Source organism: Variovorax ginsengisoli (genome assembly GCF_030486595.1).
In the GTDB taxonomy this organism is placed as follows: domain Bacteria; phylum Pseudomonadota; class Gammaproteobacteria; order Burkholderiales; family Burkholderiaceae_C; genus Variovorax; species Variovorax ginsengisoli_B.
The window spans coordinates 23,538-40,801 of the sequence record NZ_JAUJZH010000009.1; the positions used below are offsets into that span (position 1 = coordinate 23,538).

Consider the following 17,264-nt stretch of genomic DNA (forward strand, 5'->3'; position numbering starts at 1 on the left):
GATGAAGAACATCGACACGGACGTACTGATCGTCGGCGCCGGGCCGGTAGGCCTCACCCTGGCCATGGACCTGGTATCGCGAGGGGTCAAAGTCACCATCGTGGAGATTCGCGATTACGCGGAGCCGCCCAACGTCAAGTGCAACCACGTCGCCGCACGGACGATGGAGCGCTTTCGCCGACTCGGGGTCGCACACAAGTTGAGAGCCACGGGATTGCCGGAGGACTATCCCAACGACGTCGTCTTCCGGACCAGCATGACCGGCACCGAGCTCTCCCGCATCCCCATTCCGGGGCGCGGCGAGCGATATACATCGACGGACGGGCCGGATACCTGGTGGCCGACGCCCGAGCCCCCGCACCGGATCAACCAGATCTACCTCGAGCCCGTCCTGCTCGAGCACACGGCCGCCTTGGAAGGCGTCACTTTGCTCAATCGAACGCGACTCACCTCCTTCACGCAAGGACCCGAGGCCATCGAGGCCACGGCGCTCGATCTCGACAGCGAGTCCTTCAGGCAGATTCGCTGCCGCTACCTTGTCGGCTGCGACGGCGGCAGTTCGTCGGTTCGCAAGGCGATCGGGTCCAAGCTCGAAGGAACGGCGGTCGTGCAGCGGGTCCAGTCGACCTACATTCGGGCGCCCCGTCTTCGCAGCCTGTTGCCCGGCAAGCCTTCATGGTGCTACTACTCGGTCAATCCGCGCCGTTGTGGAACGGTCTTCGCGATCGATGGCAGCCAGACCTGGCTGGTGCACAACCATCTGAATCCCGACGAACCGGACTTCGAGTCCGTGGATCGAGACTGGTCGGTCCGGCAGATCCTGGGGGTCGATGCGGATTTCGAGTACGAGGTCATCAGCAAGGAGGATTGGGTCGGCCGGCGCCTTGTCGCTGATCGGTTCCGAGATCGAAACGTCTTCATCGCCGGAGACGCGTCGCACCTCTGGGTTCCCTACGCGGGGTACGGAATGAACGCGGGCATAGCCGACGCGCTTAACCTCTCCTGGCTCCTTGCCGCCAGACTCCAGGGTTGGGGCGAAGAGTCGATCCTCGACGCCTACGAGGCAGAGCGCCAGCCGATCACCGCGCAGGTCTCGCACTTCGCGATGAACCATGCGGCGAAGATGATCAAGGCGAGAAGCGCGGTGCCGGCGAACATCGAAGAGCCGACCCCCGAGGGTGCGGCCGCGCGTGACCGGATCGGCCGGGAGGCCTACGAGCTGAACGTGGAACAGTACTGCTGCGCGGGACTGAACTTCGGCTACTACTACACGGGTTCACCGATCATCGTCGGAGACGGGGAGAGCCCTCCGGAATACAGCATGGGCGGCTTCACGTCTTCGACGGTGCCAGGCTGCCGTGCGCCTCATTTCTGGCTGTCCGACGGCAGATCGCTGTATGACGCATTCGGCGCGGGCTATACGCTCCTGCGCTTCGACGCCAGCCTCGACATCGAAGGCTTGCAAGCTGCAGCAGCCTCACGACGGGTTCCGCTCCGGGTCCTGGACCTTGGCGGAGAGAAAGTGCCGGAGGCCTACAAGCACAAGCTGGTCCTGTGCCGCGACGACCAGCATGTGGCCTGGCGATCCAACGTCGTGCCTGCAGACCCGATCGCACTGGTGGACATGCTGCGCGGAGTCAAGGCTGACCGGAAGCCTTGATTCGCAATTAATTCGCCTGTCGAACAAATCAAGGCAATCTCGGCGGCCCCTTCAAGCAGACGCCGGCGCCGCCACGTACTGCGACTGAAGGGCTTGCTGGTGAGGGTTGAGGATCGCGTGCAGGACGTACGCTGCGCCACCGACGGCGGTCGCCAGGTCGGAGTACCGTGCTGCCTTCACCACGGGCGGCGTCAGGCCGGCCCTCTGTGCGTACTGGGCCAGTACTTCGGTTGCCGCATCGAGGAGGGTGTCGCCGCCGAGGGTCACCGTCTCTCCGCCCAGCACGATCACCTGCGGGTTGAAGGTCGTCCAGGCATTCTGGAGCAGCACGCCAAGCACCGCGCCGGCCCGCGCGAAGGCGCTCCGGGTCGCCGGATCGCGAGCGCTCATGCGCGCACGCAGCGCGCGCCGGTCGATGACGTCGTCCTGGAAGCAGCCTGCCGCGGCTGCGATGGCCTTGAGCCCGATGTAGGCCTCGGCGCAACCGAGGCGCCCGCACGAGCAGGGCTGCCCGTCGATAACGAGGGTCGTATGGCCGATTTCGCCCGCTGAGCCGCTGGCCCCCGTGAACAGCGCGTGGTTGAGGATGATCCCTGCGCCAACACCGACGCCGCAACTCACATAGACCAGGGGATCGTCGACGGGTCGCTCGCAGAACTCGGTCTCGCCAACCGCTGCCAGGTCGGCTTCGTTGTGATAGTAGACGGGGACGTCCGCCAGACCCGCCTGTGCGAGTTCCGCGCCGAACCGGCGGCCGATCTCGACATGGCGCCAGCCGATGTTGGGCGCGTATTCAAGCATGCCCGAACGCTTGTCGACCGGACCATGCAGCCCGACCCCGATGCCCAGGAGGCGCGAGCCGCCGCGTGTCATCTTCGCGCAGAGCGCGGTGGCCATCTCGACGAGCTGGTGGCACGCTTCATCCGGATCTTTCGAGCGCAGGGCGGCCTGGCTCGACTCCAGGATTTCTCCGTCGATCGACGTCGCCACGACCTGGATGACATCGGGTCCGAGGTCGACGCCGAGCAGGACCATGTTCTTGCCGACCAGCCTCAGAGGCGTGGGCCGGCGTCCGACAGTACCGGTCACGAACGCATCCGACTCGACCAGCCACCCTTCATCGATGAGTTCCTTGATGAGCAGGCTGACCGTCGATCGCGTCAGGCCGCTGCGCTCGGACAGGCCGGCGCGCGAGATGCCGGCGTGCTCGCGCAGCAGGCGAAGCATGGCGATGCGATTGATGTTCTTGACGAGAGCCTGGTCTCCCGTGACTGGCGCTGGCGTGTGCATGGGCTCCTTCGGCGCGTTCGATCGCTTTATGGCTGCTGGTCGAACTAATGGTCTCACATTTCGATTTTTCAGATGTGTCATGGCGATCTTCGAGCCGTCGGAGGGGCGAAACACGGTGGAAAGCGTAGCGTCTAGTTCGAAATTTAGCACCATCAGCGTATTCCCTAGTGACCGCATCACCGCTCGGTGGCACATTTGTTTGGCCATCAAACAAATTGGAGACAGTATGAGAAGCATCAAGTTGGTTTCTTCTGCGGCGCTCGCCGCGGGGATGTGGCTGTCCGCTGCCGGCGCCCTCGCTGCCGACACGACCGTCCGTCTGATGCACGTGGATCAGAACCCCGACACCGGCGCCTTCTACAACGACGTCGCCCGTCGGTTCGAATCGACGCACCCTGGCGTCAAGGTCGAGATCCAGTACCTCGAGAACGAGTCGTACAAGAAGAAGCTGACGACGCTGCTGCAATCACCCGATCGGCCGAACATTCTGTACAGCTGGGGTGGCGGAACCATGCGCGACCAGATCAAGGCCGGCGTCCTCGAGGACATCTCCGCGCCGATGGACGCGAAGTGGCGCGAGAGCTTCATGCCGGCTGCGCTGCAGGCCTTTACCGTCAACGGCAAGGTCTACGGCGTGCCGCTGCAGCTGGGCCAGGTCGGGTTCTTCTACAACAAGGAATTGTTTGCAAAGGCCGGCGTCGACGCCGGGTCGATCAAGACCTGGGACGACCTGCTCGGCGCAGTGAAGAAGATCAAGGACTCGGGAACCACGCCGATCATCGTCGGCGGCGGGGACAAGTGGCCGCTGCACTTCTACTGGTCGCACCTGGCGTTGCGCCTCGGTGGCAAGGCTGCCTTCGACGCCGCCATGCAAGGCGAGGGCAAGGGCTTCGCGAGCGACACCTTCGTCCAGGCTGGCACCTTGTTCCAGCAGCTCACCGACCTGAAGCCGTTCCAGCCGGGCTACCTCGGCGCCACCTTTCCCCAGTCGTCGGGCCAGTTCGGCGACGGCAAGGGCGCCATGGTCCTCCAGCTGAACGGGATGCTCGGCTCGATGAAGGCGAACTCCGCGAACAAGCTCGGCCTTCCCGAGGACAAGCTGGGATGGTTCCCCTTCCCGGTCGTCGCGGGCGGCAAGGGCGACCCGACCGACACCCTGGGCGGCATGAACGGCTGGCTGGTCACCAAGGGCTCGCCCAAGGAGGCCGCCGAATTCCTGCGCTTCTTCTCGGAAGCGAAGAACCAGCGCGTTCCGGCTGAACGCGGGTCCTACATCCCCGTGGTCAACGGCACGCTGGACGCCATCGCCAATCCGATCCTGCGCCAGATGGCCGAGAACGTCTCGAAGTCCCACTACCACCAGATCTACTACGACCAGATGCTTGGCCCGTCGGTCGGTGCGGTCGTCAACGACGTGTCGGTCGAGCTCGCCACCGGCAAGATGAAGCCCGCAGATGCCGCCGCCGCCGTGCAGGCAGCCTGGCAGCGCGTCAACAGTACCAACTGAACGACTCGCACGATCTCGAAACAGACGCCGGCACTCGAAGCGCGCAGACAGGGAAGGGACCATCGTGACGACCATCGAACACAGCGCAGGGGCCGTGGCGCCTGCCCCGACGGGCAGGTCGCGGGCCTGGCGACGCAAGCCCTCCAGGCGAGTCGGCGGGACGACGGCAGTGGTGCTGTTCTTTCTTCCGCCGGCGATCCTGCTGTTTACGTTGTTCGTCGCCTTGCCGATGGGCGCGGCCGGCTGGTACAGCTTCTTCAACTGGAACGGCTATGGCGTTCCCACGAACTTCGTCGGATTCCGGAACTTCGTGGACCTGTTCCAGAACCCTGCGTTCCGCACAGCCCTCGGCAACAACCTGCTGATCATCGTGGGGTCGCTGGCCGTGCAGCTGCCCTTGGCGCTGGCCATGGCGGTATTGCTGGCCGACCGGGTGATCGGCACGACCTCCTTCAGGCTGATCTTCTTCCTGCCCTACATCCTGGCGGAGATCGCGGCCGGCCTGATCTGGCGTTTCGTCTACGACGGCGACTACGGCCTGCTGGCCAAGATCTGGGAGTGGTTCGGAGGGACAGCACCCTACGTGCTGTCCGAACCCGAGCTCGCGATGTACGCCATCCTTATCGTCGTGATCTGGAAGTACTTCGGATTCCACATGATCCTGTACATCGCCGGATTGCAGCAGATCGATCGCAGCCTTTACGAGGCCGCCCGCATCGACGGCGCATCGCGCTGGCAGATCTTCAGCCGCATCACGGTGCCGTTGCTGGGCTCGACGATCAGGCTGTCGGTGTTCTTCGCGATCCTCGGCTCGATCCAGCTCTTCGATCTCATCATGCCGCTGACCAAGGGCGGTCCGTCCGACAGCACGCAGACCATGGTGACCTTCCTCTACAACTACGGTGTCACGCGCATGGAGATCGGTTTCGGCAGCGCCGTCGGCGTTGTCCTGTTCCTCATCTGCGTGGTCTTCGCCTTCGGCTACAAGCGGGTCCTGATGCGCCATGACTAGTCACGATTCATCCGCGCCGAAGTCCGCGTCCATGTCGCCGGTCGTCCGCTACGCGGCGCTGTTCCTGGTCGCCGGGCTGGTGCTGATCCCGCTGGTCGCCACCGTGCTGGGCGGCTTCAAGACCCTCGGCGACCTGCGCGTCAATCCCTTCGGATTTCCGGCGCAATGGGAATGGCGCAACTACTGGGACATCCTCGGCGGGAGCCGCTACTGGCAACTGATGGGGAACTCCGCGGTGATCGCGGTGCTGACGGTCATCCTGACGGTGATGGTCTCGGCGATGGCGGCGTTCGTGTTCGTGCACATCCAGTTCTTCGGCTCGGCCTTCCTCATCAACTACCTGCTTCTCGGATTGATGTTCCCGGCGGCGACCGCGATTCTGCCGCTGTTCATCCAGATCCGGGACCTGGGCCTGCTCGACAACTACTGGGGCGTCGTCCTGCCGCAGGTCGCCTTCGGCCTGGCGTCGAGCATCCTGCTGTTCCGCAACTACTTCAAGCAATTGCCGGCGGAGCTGTTCGAGGCGGCACTCATCGACGGCTGCGGCTACTTCAGGTTCTTCTGGCACATCGTGCTGCCCCTGTCGAGACCCATCCTGGCGACGGTGGCGGTGATCGTCTTCGTGCACAGCTGGAATTCGTACCTGCTGCCCCTGGTGGTCTTCAACCGCGAGACGCTCTACACCTGGCCGCTCGGAATCATGGCGTACCAGGGCGAGTTCTCGACCGACTGGAACCTGGTGCTGGCATTCATCACGCTCACGATCCTCCCGGCCGTGATCATGTTCTTTGCGGCGCAAAAGCATATCGTCGCCGGCCTGACCTCCGGCTCTGTCAAAGGCTGAGAAGGATCCATCCATGTCTTCGGTGAGTATCAGAAGAGTCCAGAAGGACTATGGCCCGGTGCCCGTCATCCGCGGCGTCGATGTCGAAATCGACGACGGCGAGTTCGTGATTCTCGTCGGCCCCTCCGGCTGCGGCAAGTCGACGCTGCTGCGGATGATCGCCGGGCTGGAGGATATTTCGGGCGGCGAGATCCGCATCGGCGAGCGGGTGGTCAACGACCTCGCGCCGAAGGAGCGCGACATCGCGATGGTGTTCCAGAGCTACGCGCTCTATCCGCACATGACGGTCGAGCAGAACATGGCTTTCTCGCTCAAGATGGGTGGCGCCAAGAAGAGCGAGATCGACCCGAAGGTCGCGCGAGCGGCAAAGATTCTCAGCCTCGAGCCGCTGCTAGGCCGCCTGCCGAAGGAACTCTCGGGCGGCCAGCGCCAGCGCGTCGCGATGGGCCGGGCGATCGTTCGCGACCCCAAGGTGTTTCTCTTCGACGAGCCGCTGTCGAACCTCGACGCCAAGCTCCGGGTGCAGATGCGCACCGAGATCAAGGCGCTGCACCAGCGCCTCGGAACCACCATCGTCTACGTCACCCACGACCAGGTCGAGGCCATGACGATGGCTGACAAGATCGTGGTCCTGCATGACGGCGTCGTCGAGCAGGTCGGTGCCCCACTCGACCTCTACGACCGTCCGGCCAACCTCTTCGTCGCCGGCTTCATCGGCAGCCCCGCGATGAACCTGCTCAAAGGCAAGGTCGAGCGCGAAGGCTTCGTGGTCGATGGCTCGGGTGGCCTCACGCTGCCCTTTGCCAATGCACCGACCGCGACGCCGGGACTGCCAGCGGTCTATGGCATCCGGCCCGAGCACTTCACGCTCGACGACGCCGGCTTCCCGATCACGGTGGAGGTGGTCGAGCCGACCGGCTCCGAGACGCAGGTGATGGCACAGATCGGCGGACAGCCGATCTGCGCGGTCTTCCGCGAACGCATCACCGCGGGGCCCGGCGAAGTCATCCGGATCGCCGCACAGATCGAGCACGCGCATCTGTTCGATGCGGCGACCGAGCAACGAATCAACTGATGCAACAGGAGCAGAACCAATGGATTTTCTGAGCGTAAAGGCCAACCAGATCGTCGACGCCCGAGGCAAGAGCGTGCGGCTGCGGGGCACCTGTGTCGGCGGCTGGATGAACATGGAGGACTTCATCAACGGCTTCTCCGGCGCGGAGCACACGCTGCGTTTCGAGATGGCCGAGGTCCTGGGCAAGTCGAAGGCCGAATACTTCTTCGAGCGATTCCACGATCACTTCTTCAACGAGTCCGACATCGAGTACCTCAAGAGCCTCGGCACCACGGTGGTCAGGCTCCCGCTGAACTACCGCCACTTCGAGGACGACAACAAGCCCTTCGTCTACAAGGAAGCCGGCTTCCGGCGGCTGACGCAGGTGCTCCGGTGGTGCGAGAAGCACGGCCTCTACGCCATCCTCGACCTGCACGCCGTCCAGGGCTGGCAGAACGTGCATTGGCACTCGGACAACGCCAACAGGCACAGCCTGTTCTGGAACCACACGCACTACCAGGACCGGTTCGTCGCCCTGTGGAAGGAGATTGCCACGCGATACAAGGACGAGGCCGTCGTCGCGGGATTCAACCTGATGAACGAGCCCTGCGTGAACAACCAGTTCGGCGATCTGCCGTGGAACATCCACAAGAACTATCGGCCGGACTGGGACCTGATGAACACCGTCTACCGGCGGGCCGTCGACGCGGTGCGGCAGATCGATTCGCGGCACATCATCTTCCTCGAAGGCGATCGCTATTCCTACCTGTTCAGCGGCATGGAAGCGCCGTTCGCGGACAACCTCGTCTACAGCAGCCACAACTACACCATCGCGGGCTTCGGCCCGGGCCAGTATCCCGGGACGATCGATGCGGGACAGCCCCGAAGCGATGGCCCCGAGCACTGGGACCTGGCACGGCAAGAACTCGAGTTCACGAACCACGAAGGCACCGTGTTCACGAAGAAGCACGGCGCTCCCTTGTGGGTCGGCGAGTTCGGGTCGGTCTACAACGGCGGCGATGCAGAGGTGCCCGACCGCCTGCGCGCGATGGACGACCAGATCGGCATCTTCGAGCGCCATGGCGCGCACTGGACCACCTGGACCTACAAGGACGTCGGCGTGATGGGGCTTGTGACCCTCGACCCCGAGTCGGAGTACCAGCAGCGGGTCGGTGACTTCATCCGGAAGAAGGTTCAGCTGGGCGCCGATGACTGGATGGTGTGGATGCCTCCGACGGCGGTCAAGCAGGAAACCGGAAAGCTGGCGCAACAGATCTACGACGTCATCGGCGACGACAGCATCACCCAGGTCTACAACCGCAAGTGCTTCAGCTCGGCGGTGCTCTGCTTCTACACCAGCGCCCTGATGCAGCAGACCTACGCCCGCCTGTTCAAGGACTTGTCCGAATCGCAGATCGATCGGGTCCTCTCGTCGTTCTCGCTGAAGCAGTGCAAGGTGAACAACGAGCTCGCCGGCATCGTGAAGAAGTATTCCGCCTTCCCGGTGCAGGGGCACTGATGGACAAGGTCGGAATCGGCTTCATCGGCTGCGGGAACATCAGCGAGGCCTACCTGAAGGCCGCGGCGAAGTTCCCCATCCTCGACATCCGCGGCGTCGCCGACCTGAAGCCGGAGGCGGCGCAGGCGCGTGCCTCGCAGTTCGGGCTCGAGGCCGTTTCGGTCGATGCGCTCCTGCGCGACCCGGCGATCGAGATCATCGTGAACCTGACGATCCCGGCGGTGCACGTCGAGGTCGGGCTGATGGCGATCGCCGCCGGCAAGCACGTGCATTCCGAGAAGCCGTTGGGCCTCACGACAGCCCACGCAAGAACGCTGCTCGACGCCGCCGACAAGCGTGGGCTTCGGGTCGGCTGCGCGCCCGACACCTTCCTCGGTGGCGCGCACCAGACTTGTCGCAAGCTCGTCGACGAAGGCGCCATCGGCAAGCCGGTGGCGGGCACGGCGACTTTCATGTGTCCGGGTCACGAGCGCTGGCATCCGAACCCTGCCTTCTACTATGCCGAGGGCGGCGGGCCGATGCTCGACATGGGGCCGTACTACATCACGGCATTGGTGAACCTCATCGGACCGGTCGCGCGCGTTTCCGGGTCGACCTCGCGTGTGCGCAGCGAGCGCCTCATCACCAGCGAGCCGCTCAAGGGCACGAAGATCGACGTCGAGGTGGCCACCCATGTCGCCGGCACGATGGAGTTCGCGTCGGGCGCCATCGTGTCGATCGCCACCAGCTTCGACGTGCCGAAGCACCGGCATGTGCCGATCGAGCTCTACGGCACCGAGGCCAGCATGATCGTGCCCGATCCGAACTACTTCGGCGGCACGATCCAGCTCGCGCAGGCCGGGCAGGAGTGGGCCGACCAGCCCATCGGGCATGCCTACGGAGACGGCAACTACCGAAGCATCGGCGTGGCCGACATGGCGCATGCCATCCGCGCCGACCGGCCGCACCGCGCGTCCGGCGAACTGGCCCTTCATGTGCTCGAAGTGATGGAGGCATTCGAGACCTCGTCGCGACTGGGCCGACACGTGAGCATCGAGACCCGGCCGGAGCGGCCGCAGATCTTGCCGACCGCCTTCTCGGCAGGCGGCCTCGGCTGAACCCGTCAACGAATTGAACAGAGGCGACTCAATGCGCGAAGCCATGATCGTGTGGGGCGGCTGGATGGGGCACGAGCCCGACCAGGCGGCGAAGATCGTCTCGGACATGCTGACCGAGCACGGCTTCAAGGTCCGTGTCGAGACCTCGACAAAGGCATTCGCGGACCCGGCCATCGCGGACCTGAGCCTGATCGTCCCGATCATCACGATGTCGAAGATCGAGAAGGACGAACTCGCGAACCTGACCAGTGCGGTGCGCGAAGGCGTCGGCCTCGCAGGCTTCCATGGCGGGATGTGCGATGCCTTTCGCGACGCGGTCGACTACCAGTTCATGACGGGCGGCCAGTGGGTCGCCCATCCCGGCAACGTCATCGACTTCCGCGTCAACATCGCCAGGCCGGACGATCCCGTGACGGAGGGCATCGGCGACTTCGACTATCGCTCGGAGCAGTACTACATGCACGTCGACCCTTCGAACGAGGTGCTGGCGACGACGACATTCACTGGCGAGCATGCGCCGTGGATCGATGGCGGGGTGATGCCGGTGGCATGGAAGCGCCGGCACGGAAAGGGGCGGGTGTTCTACAGCGCGCTCGGCCATGTCGCCAGCGAGTTTCAGGTACCCCAGATGCGCACGCTCCTCGAGCGCGGAATGCTCTGGGCGGCACGCTGACACGACCCGGCGTCGCACCCCCAATGACTTCTTCCACGCCCCTCTACAAGGACTCCGCGCAGCCGCTGGCGGTGCGCGTTCAAGACTTGCTCGGACGCATGACGCTGGAGGAAAAGATCGCCCAGATGCACGCCTTCTGGCTGATCCTGTCCGAGAGCGGCGAACACCGAGTGCGTCCCGGAGAGGCTTTCGTCGTTGCCAGCGACGCCGATTCGGTGCTGCGGCGCCTGGCCAACGGCATCGGACAGATCACCCGGCCCTTGGGCACGCGCAGTGTCGAGGCAGGCAGCGGATTGCGCGCGCTCAACAAGTTGCAGCGCTATCTGCGAAACGAGACACGCCTGGGCATTCCCGCGATCTCGCATGAAGAGTGCCTTGCCGGCATGATGACCCGCGACGGCACGCTGTTCCCGTCTCCGCTGGCCCTCGGCGCGACCTGGAATCCCGTGCTCGTCGAGCAAGTGGCAGAGAGGATCGGCTTTGAATGCCGCGAGCTGGGGTGCCAGCAAGGACTGGCGCCCGTCCTCGACGTGTCGCGCGATGTACGTTGGGGGCGCACCGAGGAAACCTTCGGCGAGGACCCGTATCTCGTCGGCGTCATGGCGACGCGCTACGTTCGCGGCATCCAGGGCCCCCGGCGGGACGTGCTCGCGACGCTGAAGCACTACGCGGGTCATTCGTTCAGCGAAGGCGCACGCAACCATGCGCCGGTGCATGTCGGCTGGCGCGAGCTGAACGACACCTTCCTGCTTCCCTTCGAGATGGCCGTGAAGCAGGCCAACGCCGGCTCGGTGATGCCGGCCTACCACGACATCGACGGCGAGCCGGCGCATTGCTCGCACCACCTGCTGACCGAGGTGCTGCGCGAGCAATGGGGCTTCGACGGCCTGGTGGTGGCCGACTACGTGGGCGTGAGCCTGCTCTACCAGCACCACGCGGTGGCCGCGGATGCGACCGAAGCCGCGGCCCTGGCCTTCAATGCGGGGCTGGATGTCGAGCTGCCCGCGGATGATTGCGCGCAGCACCTCGCCGCGGCGATCGAGCGCGGCCTGATCACGTTGGCGACCGTCGATCGCATCGTCTCCCGGGTCCTCACGGAGAAGTTCCGGCTGGGACTGTTCGAGAAGACCTTCGAGGACGCCGCAGCGGCGCCCGCGCTGCGCACGCCCGAAGTCGTTGCGACGGCCCTCGAAGCCGCCCGCCAGGCGATGGTGGTGCTGGACAACCGGGGTGGCGTGCTGCCGCTCGATCCGGCCGCCGCTCCCCGCGTCGCCGTCATCGGCCCCACCGCCGACGATCCATTGGCCATGCTCAGCGGCTACAGCTACCCCGCGCATGTCGTGCTGCACAACCAGGTCGAAGACACCGGTCACATCGTGACGCCGCTGCAGGGCTTGCAGGCGATCTACGGTGCGGGCAATGTGCGCTACGCAAAGGGCTGTTCGATCATCGAGGTCCGGCAGAAGGGGGCGCCGGTGTTCCCGGGCGACGTGCGCGCAGAGGGCGTCAAGCCCATCTCGCCGGTATCGCTTCGCACCGATGGGATTCCCGAGGCTGTCGATGCTGCCCGCGATGCCGATGTCGCCTTCGTTTTCGTCGGCGACCTCGCAGGCCTTTTCCAGACGGGCACGATCGGGGAGGGCTCCGATGCCGATTCGCTCGACTTGCCCGGTGTGCAGCAGCAGTTGCTCGAAGCCGTGGTCGCGACCGGCACGCCGACCGTGGTCGTCCTGACCAGCGGGCGCCCCTACAACCTCGGCGGTTTGGAAGATCGCGTCGCAGCCTTCGTGATGGCCTTTGCCGGCGGCCAGCAGGGCGGCACCGCGATCGCCGAGGTCCTGTCGGGCCGCGCCGAGGCCACCGGCAGGCTGACCGTCTCGGTGCCGCACAACGTCGGCGCCATGCCCTACTACTACAACCACAAGTTCAAGAGCGGAGGCACGCCGATCGCTCTGCACTTCGGCAGCCGGTATCCCTTCGGCCATGGCCTGAGCTATACGCGCTTCGAGTACCGCAACCTGGACGTGCCCCTTTCGGCGGTCCCCATCGAAGACGGCGAGATCGTTCTGAGCTTCGACGTCGCCAATACCGGATCCCGAAAGGGCGTCGAGATCCCGCAGCTGTACGTGCGCGATCGCCTGGCCAGCGTCGTGCGGCCCGTGCGCGAATTGAAGGCTTTCGGCCGGGTGGAACTGGGCGCGGGCGACGTCGCCCGGGTGACCTTCCGCGTGCCGGTGGACATGCTGGCCTTCACCGGCATGGCCGGTGCGCGAATCATCGAGCCGGGCACCTTCGAGCTGGGGATCGGCGCATCGAGCGCCGACATCCAGCTGCGTGCGGAGATCAATGTCGGCGGCAGCACGCGCACGCTCGAACGGAACTGGCGCATGGAAAGCAGCTGCGAGATCCATCCGCTGTCCCCGGCAACCCTCCTTTAGTCCTCCCAATGCAAACCAACCTCCATTCATCCTTTCTTCCCACCGACGCTTCCGGCGCCTTGCTCGTTGGTCGGGTCTGGCGTGCAGGGCCCGCCAACGGACCTTGCGTCGTGGTGGTTCGAGCGGGTCAGGTGGTGGACATCACTGCCTCGGCGCCCACCGTGTCCGACCTTCTCGACCGGGATGACCTCCTGGATTTCATCCGCAACTGCCCAGGGGAGCCCCTGGGTGAGGTCGCCGGGTGGCTCGACAAGACCATGACGGCGTCGGGAAAGCCCGGCGCCGAGAAGCTGCTGGCGCCGTGCGACCTGCAAGCCATCAAGGCATGCGGCGTTACCTTCGCCGTCAGCTTGCTGGAGCGCGTCATCGAGGAGCAGGCCGGCGGCGACGCCACCAAGGCCGTGCAGATCCGGCACGAACTTCAACGCACCATCGGGTCGGACTTGTCGGCCATTCGCCCCGGTTCGCCCGAAGCGGAATCGCTCAAGCACGAACTCATCCGCCAGGGCACATGGTCCCAGTACATGGAAGTCGGGATCGGTCCCGATGCCGAAGTGTTCTCCAAGGCGCAGCCCATGTCCGCGGTCGGATTCGGCGATGACGTCGGGTTGCATCCGAGTTCGTCGTGGAACAACCCCGAGCCCGAGATCGTGCTGGCGGTCAACAGCCGCGCGCAGATCGTCGGCGCCACGCTGGGCAACGACGTGAATCTCCGCGACGTCGAAGGCCGAAGTGCCCTGCTGCTGGGCAAGGCCAAGGACAACAACGGCTCCTGCGCGATCGGACCGTTCCTGCGCCTGTTCGACGACGAGTTCACGCTGGACACCATCCGCGCAGCCACGGTGAGCCTGGTCATCGAAGGGCAGGACGATGGCTTCCGGCTCGAAGGATCCAGCCGCATGGCCGAGATCAGCCGCGACCCCGCCGACCTGGTGCGCCAGACCTGCGGCGCGCACCACCAGTATCCGGACGGCTTCTTCCTGTTCCTCGGCACGATGTTCTCCCCCATCCAGGACCGGGGGGACGAAGGCAAAGGGTTCACGCACCGCCTCGGCGATCGCGTGACGATCTCGACGCCGTCGCTGGGCGCCCTTGTCAATCGCGTGCAGCGTTCCGATGCCATCGCCCCCTGGACCTTCGGCGTCCGGGCGCTCTACCGGAACCTGTCCTCTCGCGGCATCGCCGCTTCCTGAGGCACGACCCGATCAACAAAAGGACCATCAATGTCTGCCATCTATCCGAGCCTCGCCGGCAAGCGAGTCGTCATCACCGGCGGGGGCTCCGGCATCGGCGCGGCCATGGTCGAGGCTTTCGCTCGACAAGGTGCCCAGGTGTTCTTTCTCGACATCGCCGACTCCGATGGCCGTGCGCTTCAAGCGAAGCTCGGAGATGCGGCGCGGCCGCCTGTCTTTCACCGCTGCGATCTGACCGAGTTGCAGGGGGTCCGGGCGACCTTCGCGGCGATCGAGGCCTCGGGCGGTCCCATCGACGTCCTCGTCAACAACGCGGCAAACGACGACCGGCATGAAATCGGTACGGTGACGACGGACTACTGGGACCAGCGGATCGCGGTCAACCTGAGGCACCAGTTCTTCTGCGCGCAGGCTGTTTCGGGCGGAATGCGCGCGGCCGGGGGCGGCGTGATCCTGAACCTCGGCTCCATCTCCTGGCATCTCGCGCTGCCAAGCTTGTCGATCTACATGACTGCCAAGGCCGGCATCGAGGGCCTCACGAAAGGGTTGGCACGCGACCTGGGCGGATTCAACATCCGCGTCAACTGCATCGTCCCGGGCGCGGTGCGGACGCCCCGCCAGATGAAGCTCTGGCAATCCCCTGAAAGCGAGGCGCAGGTCGTGGCGGCGCAGTGCCTGCCGCAGCGAATCGATCCTGCGCATGTCGCGGCGATGGCGCTCTTTCTGGCATCGGACGACGCCGCGCGTTGCTCCGGACGCGAGTACTACGTGGACGCAGGATGGCACGGCGCATGACCGAAGGCACCCGCACCGCTCGCCGGTTCCGATCGCAGGACTGGTTCGCCAACCCCGATCACATCGACATGACGGCGCTGTATCTCGAGCGCTTCATGAACTACGGCATCACGCCGGCGGAACTGCGCTCCGGCAGACCCATCATCGGGATCGCGCAATCCGGAAGCGACCTGAATCCGTGCAATCGCGTTCATCTTGAATTGGCCAAGCGCGTGCGCGACGGCATTCGCGACGCCGGGGGCATCCCGATGGAATTCCCGGTGCACCCGACCTTCGAGAACTGCCGGCGGCCGACGGCGGCCATCGACCGCAACCTGGCCTACATGGCGCTGGTCGAGATCCTGCACGGCTACCCGATCGACGCCGTCGTGCTGACCACGGGCTGCGACAAGTCGACGCCGTCCCAGGTCATGGCCGCGGCGACCGTGGACATTCCCGCGATCGTGCTGTCCGGCGGCCCGATGCTGGACGGCTGGTTCGAAGGCGAACTCGTGGGCTCCGGGGCGGCGATCTGGAAGAGCCGGAAGCTGCTGGCGGCCGGCCAGATCGATGAAGCGAAGTTCATGGACATCGCCACGGCATCGGCGCCCTCGGTGGGGCACTGCAACACCATGGGAACCGCGTCGACCATGAATGCGCTGGCGGAGGCGCTGGGGCTGTCATTGACCGGCTGTGCCGCGATTCCGGCGCCCTACCGCGAACGAGGGCAGATCGCCTACGAGACCGGTCGCCGCATCGTCGAACTGGCCTTCGAGGACAGGCGGCCTTCATCGATCCTCACGCGGGATGCGTTTCTCGACGCGATCGTCGTCAACGCCGCGATCGGCGGGTCCACCAATGCGCAGCCGCACCTCATGGCCATGGCGCGCCATGCGGGCGTGGACCTGCGTCCGAGCGACTGGACCGAGTTCGGCTTCGACGTGCCGCTGCTGCTGAACATGCAGCCGGCGGGCAAGTACCTGGGCGAGGCCTTTCATCGCGCGGGCGGCGTGCCGGCCGTGATGTGGGAACTGCAGCAGGCGGGCATGCTGCGCAGCGCGCGCCCCACTGTCACCGGCATGACCATGGAACAGAATCTCGAAGGCCGGCAAAGCGTGAATCGGGAGGTGATCCGCGAGTTCGCACATCCTCTCAAGAGCCAGGCCGGATTTCTCGTTCTCAGCGGCAATCTGTTCGACTTCGCGATCATGAAGACGAGCGTGATCTCCGCGGAATTCAGTGCGCGCTACCTGAGCCATCCGGGTGCCGAGGGGCGGTTCGAATGCCGGGCCATCGTCTTCGAGGACTCGGACGACTATCACGCACGAATCAACGACCCCGCGCTCGCCGTCGACGAGAACTGCATCCTCGTGATACGCGGCGCGGGGCCTGTGGGCTGGCCCGGCTCGGCCGAGGTCGTGAACATGCAGCCGCCGGATGCGTTGCTCAAGCGTGGCATCACGAGCCTTCCCACGTTGGGAGACGGGCGGCAGTCGGGGACGTCGGACAGTCCGTCGATTCTCAACGCGTCACCCGAGAGCGCCATCGGCGGCGGGCTGGCGTACCTGCGCACGGGTGACGTCGTCCGCATCGACCTCTCCGCCGGTCAATGCAACATGCTGGTGTCCGACGAGGAGATCGCGCGCCGCAAGCACGAAGGGACGCCGTCGATCCGGCCGAGCCAGACGCCCTGGCAGGAGATCTATCGCGCGACGGTCGGACAACTCGAGTCGGGCGCCTGCATGGAGTTGGCGATCAAGTATCGCGGCGTGGCCGACACCCCGCCTCGTCACAATCATTGAGGCGGCTTGGGGCTGTCGTCGGCGGCGCCCGCGTTCTTCGCGGCTTCGCCTTCGAAGCGGCCGATGATGTCGGTCACGAAGTGCTCCGAGAACCCGGCGACGAAGGACCAGAAGACGAGCTTGGCGTATTCCCCGAATCCGCGCCGAGGTGGCCCAGTTCGTACTGATCAGGACGACCACGGCGACCACCACGATGGCCGCCAGCGCCATGACCGCAAAGAAGAGGCGTCGCGATACGACGACGATCAGCGCACCTGTCTCGGAGAGGGTCTGGCCCTTTGAGTGGGTACTTCGGCAGGCATGGCATCTCTCTCCTTGCGTTGCGACCGCGGAACCAATAGAGCGCGAGGGAACTGCCACCGGAGCCTGGCAATTTTTACGTAGACAGTCGTTGGTGCGCT

General features: G+C 65.2%; 13 protein-coding genes. 12 read left to right on the top strand and 1 reads right to left on the bottom strand.

The window, feature by feature from the left end:
- Position 1 precedes the first annotated feature (1 nt).
- Positions 2 to 1,660: an FAD-dependent oxidoreductase gene (locus tag QZH52_RS14150; RefSeq protein ID WP_301810026.1), complete on the top strand. Its 1,659-nt coding sequence runs from the start codon at positions 2 to 4 to the stop codon at positions 1,658 to 1,660.
- A gap of 51 nt (positions 1,661 to 1,711) precedes the next feature.
- Here QZH52_RS14150 and QZH52_RS14155 read toward each other — a convergent pair whose 3' ends face one another.
- Positions 1,712 to 2,950 (bottom strand): ROK family transcriptional regulator, encoded by a 1,239-nt coding sequence (locus QZH52_RS14155; protein ID WP_301810028.1) that lies wholly within the window; start codon positions 2,948 to 2,950, stop codon positions 1,712 to 1,714.
- Between the two features lie 226 nt (positions 2,951 to 3,176).
- On the opposite strand from QZH52_RS14155, the gene QZH52_RS14160 reads away from it, so the two are divergent.
- From QZH52_RS14160 to QZH52_RS14210, 11 genes are all read left to right on the top strand, one after another.
- Positions 3,177 to 4,457 (top strand): ABC transporter substrate-binding protein, encoded by a 1,281-nt coding sequence (locus QZH52_RS14160; protein ID WP_301810030.1) that lies wholly within the window; start codon positions 3,177 to 3,179, stop codon positions 4,455 to 4,457.
- Between the two features lie 64 nt (positions 4,458 to 4,521).
- Complete coding sequence (locus QZH52_RS14165; protein ID WP_301810033.1) at positions 4,522 to 5,469, top strand: carbohydrate ABC transporter permease; 948 nt, start codon at positions 4,522 to 4,524, stop codon at positions 5,467 to 5,469.
- Between the two features lie 31 nt (positions 5,470 to 5,500).
- On the top strand, positions 5,501 to 6,313 hold the full coding sequence (locus QZH52_RS14170; protein ID WP_301810036.1) for a carbohydrate ABC transporter permease: 813 nt from the start codon (positions 5,501 to 5,503) through the stop codon (positions 6,311 to 6,313).
- A 13-nt stretch (positions 6,314 to 6,326) separates the two neighbouring features.
- Positions 6,327 to 7,388, top strand: coding sequence for an ABC transporter ATP-binding protein (locus QZH52_RS14175; RefSeq protein ID WP_301810039.1), 1,062 nt, complete (start codon positions 6,327 to 6,329; stop codon positions 7,386 to 7,388).
- A gap of 19 nt (positions 7,389 to 7,407) precedes the next feature.
- On the top strand, positions 7,408 to 8,886 hold the full coding sequence (locus tag QZH52_RS14180; RefSeq protein ID WP_301810042.1) for a glycoside hydrolase family 5 protein: 1,479 nt from the start codon (positions 7,408 to 7,410) through the stop codon (positions 8,884 to 8,886).
- Positions 8,886 to 9,983: a Gfo/Idh/MocA family protein gene (locus tag QZH52_RS14185; RefSeq protein WP_301810045.1), complete on the top strand. Its 1,098-nt coding sequence runs from the start codon at positions 8,886 to 8,888 to the stop codon at positions 9,981 to 9,983. The genes QZH52_RS14180 and QZH52_RS14185 overlap by 1 nt, the downstream gene beginning before the upstream one ends.
- Positions 9,984 to 10,014: 31 nt before the next feature.
- Positions 10,015 to 10,656: a ThuA domain-containing protein gene (locus QZH52_RS14190; protein WP_301810046.1), complete on the top strand. Its 642-nt coding sequence runs from the start codon at positions 10,015 to 10,017 to the stop codon at positions 10,654 to 10,656.
- A 23-nt stretch (positions 10,657 to 10,679) separates the two neighbouring features.
- Positions 10,680 to 13,094, top strand: coding sequence for a beta-glucosidase family protein (locus QZH52_RS14195; RefSeq protein ID WP_301810049.1), 2,415 nt, complete (start codon positions 10,680 to 10,682; stop codon positions 13,092 to 13,094).
- 8 nt (positions 13,095 to 13,102) lie between these two features.
- Positions 13,103 to 14,287: a fumarylacetoacetate hydrolase family protein gene (locus tag QZH52_RS14200; protein WP_301810050.1), complete on the top strand. Its 1,185-nt coding sequence runs from the start codon at positions 13,103 to 13,105 to the stop codon at positions 14,285 to 14,287.
- Positions 14,288 to 14,317: 30 nt separating this feature from the next.
- Positions 14,318 to 15,082: a D-xylose 1-dehydrogenase gene (gene xylB / locus QZH52_RS14205; RefSeq protein WP_301810052.1), complete on the top strand. Its 765-nt coding sequence runs from the start codon at positions 14,318 to 14,320 to the stop codon at positions 15,080 to 15,082.
- Positions 15,067 to 16,863, top strand: coding sequence for an IlvD/Edd family dehydratase (locus QZH52_RS14210; protein ID WP_436411582.1), 1,797 nt, complete (start codon positions 15,067 to 15,069; stop codon positions 16,861 to 16,863). The genes xylB and QZH52_RS14210 overlap by 16 nt, the downstream gene beginning before the upstream one ends.
- The last annotated feature ends 401 nt before the right edge of the window (positions 16,864 to 17,264 follow it).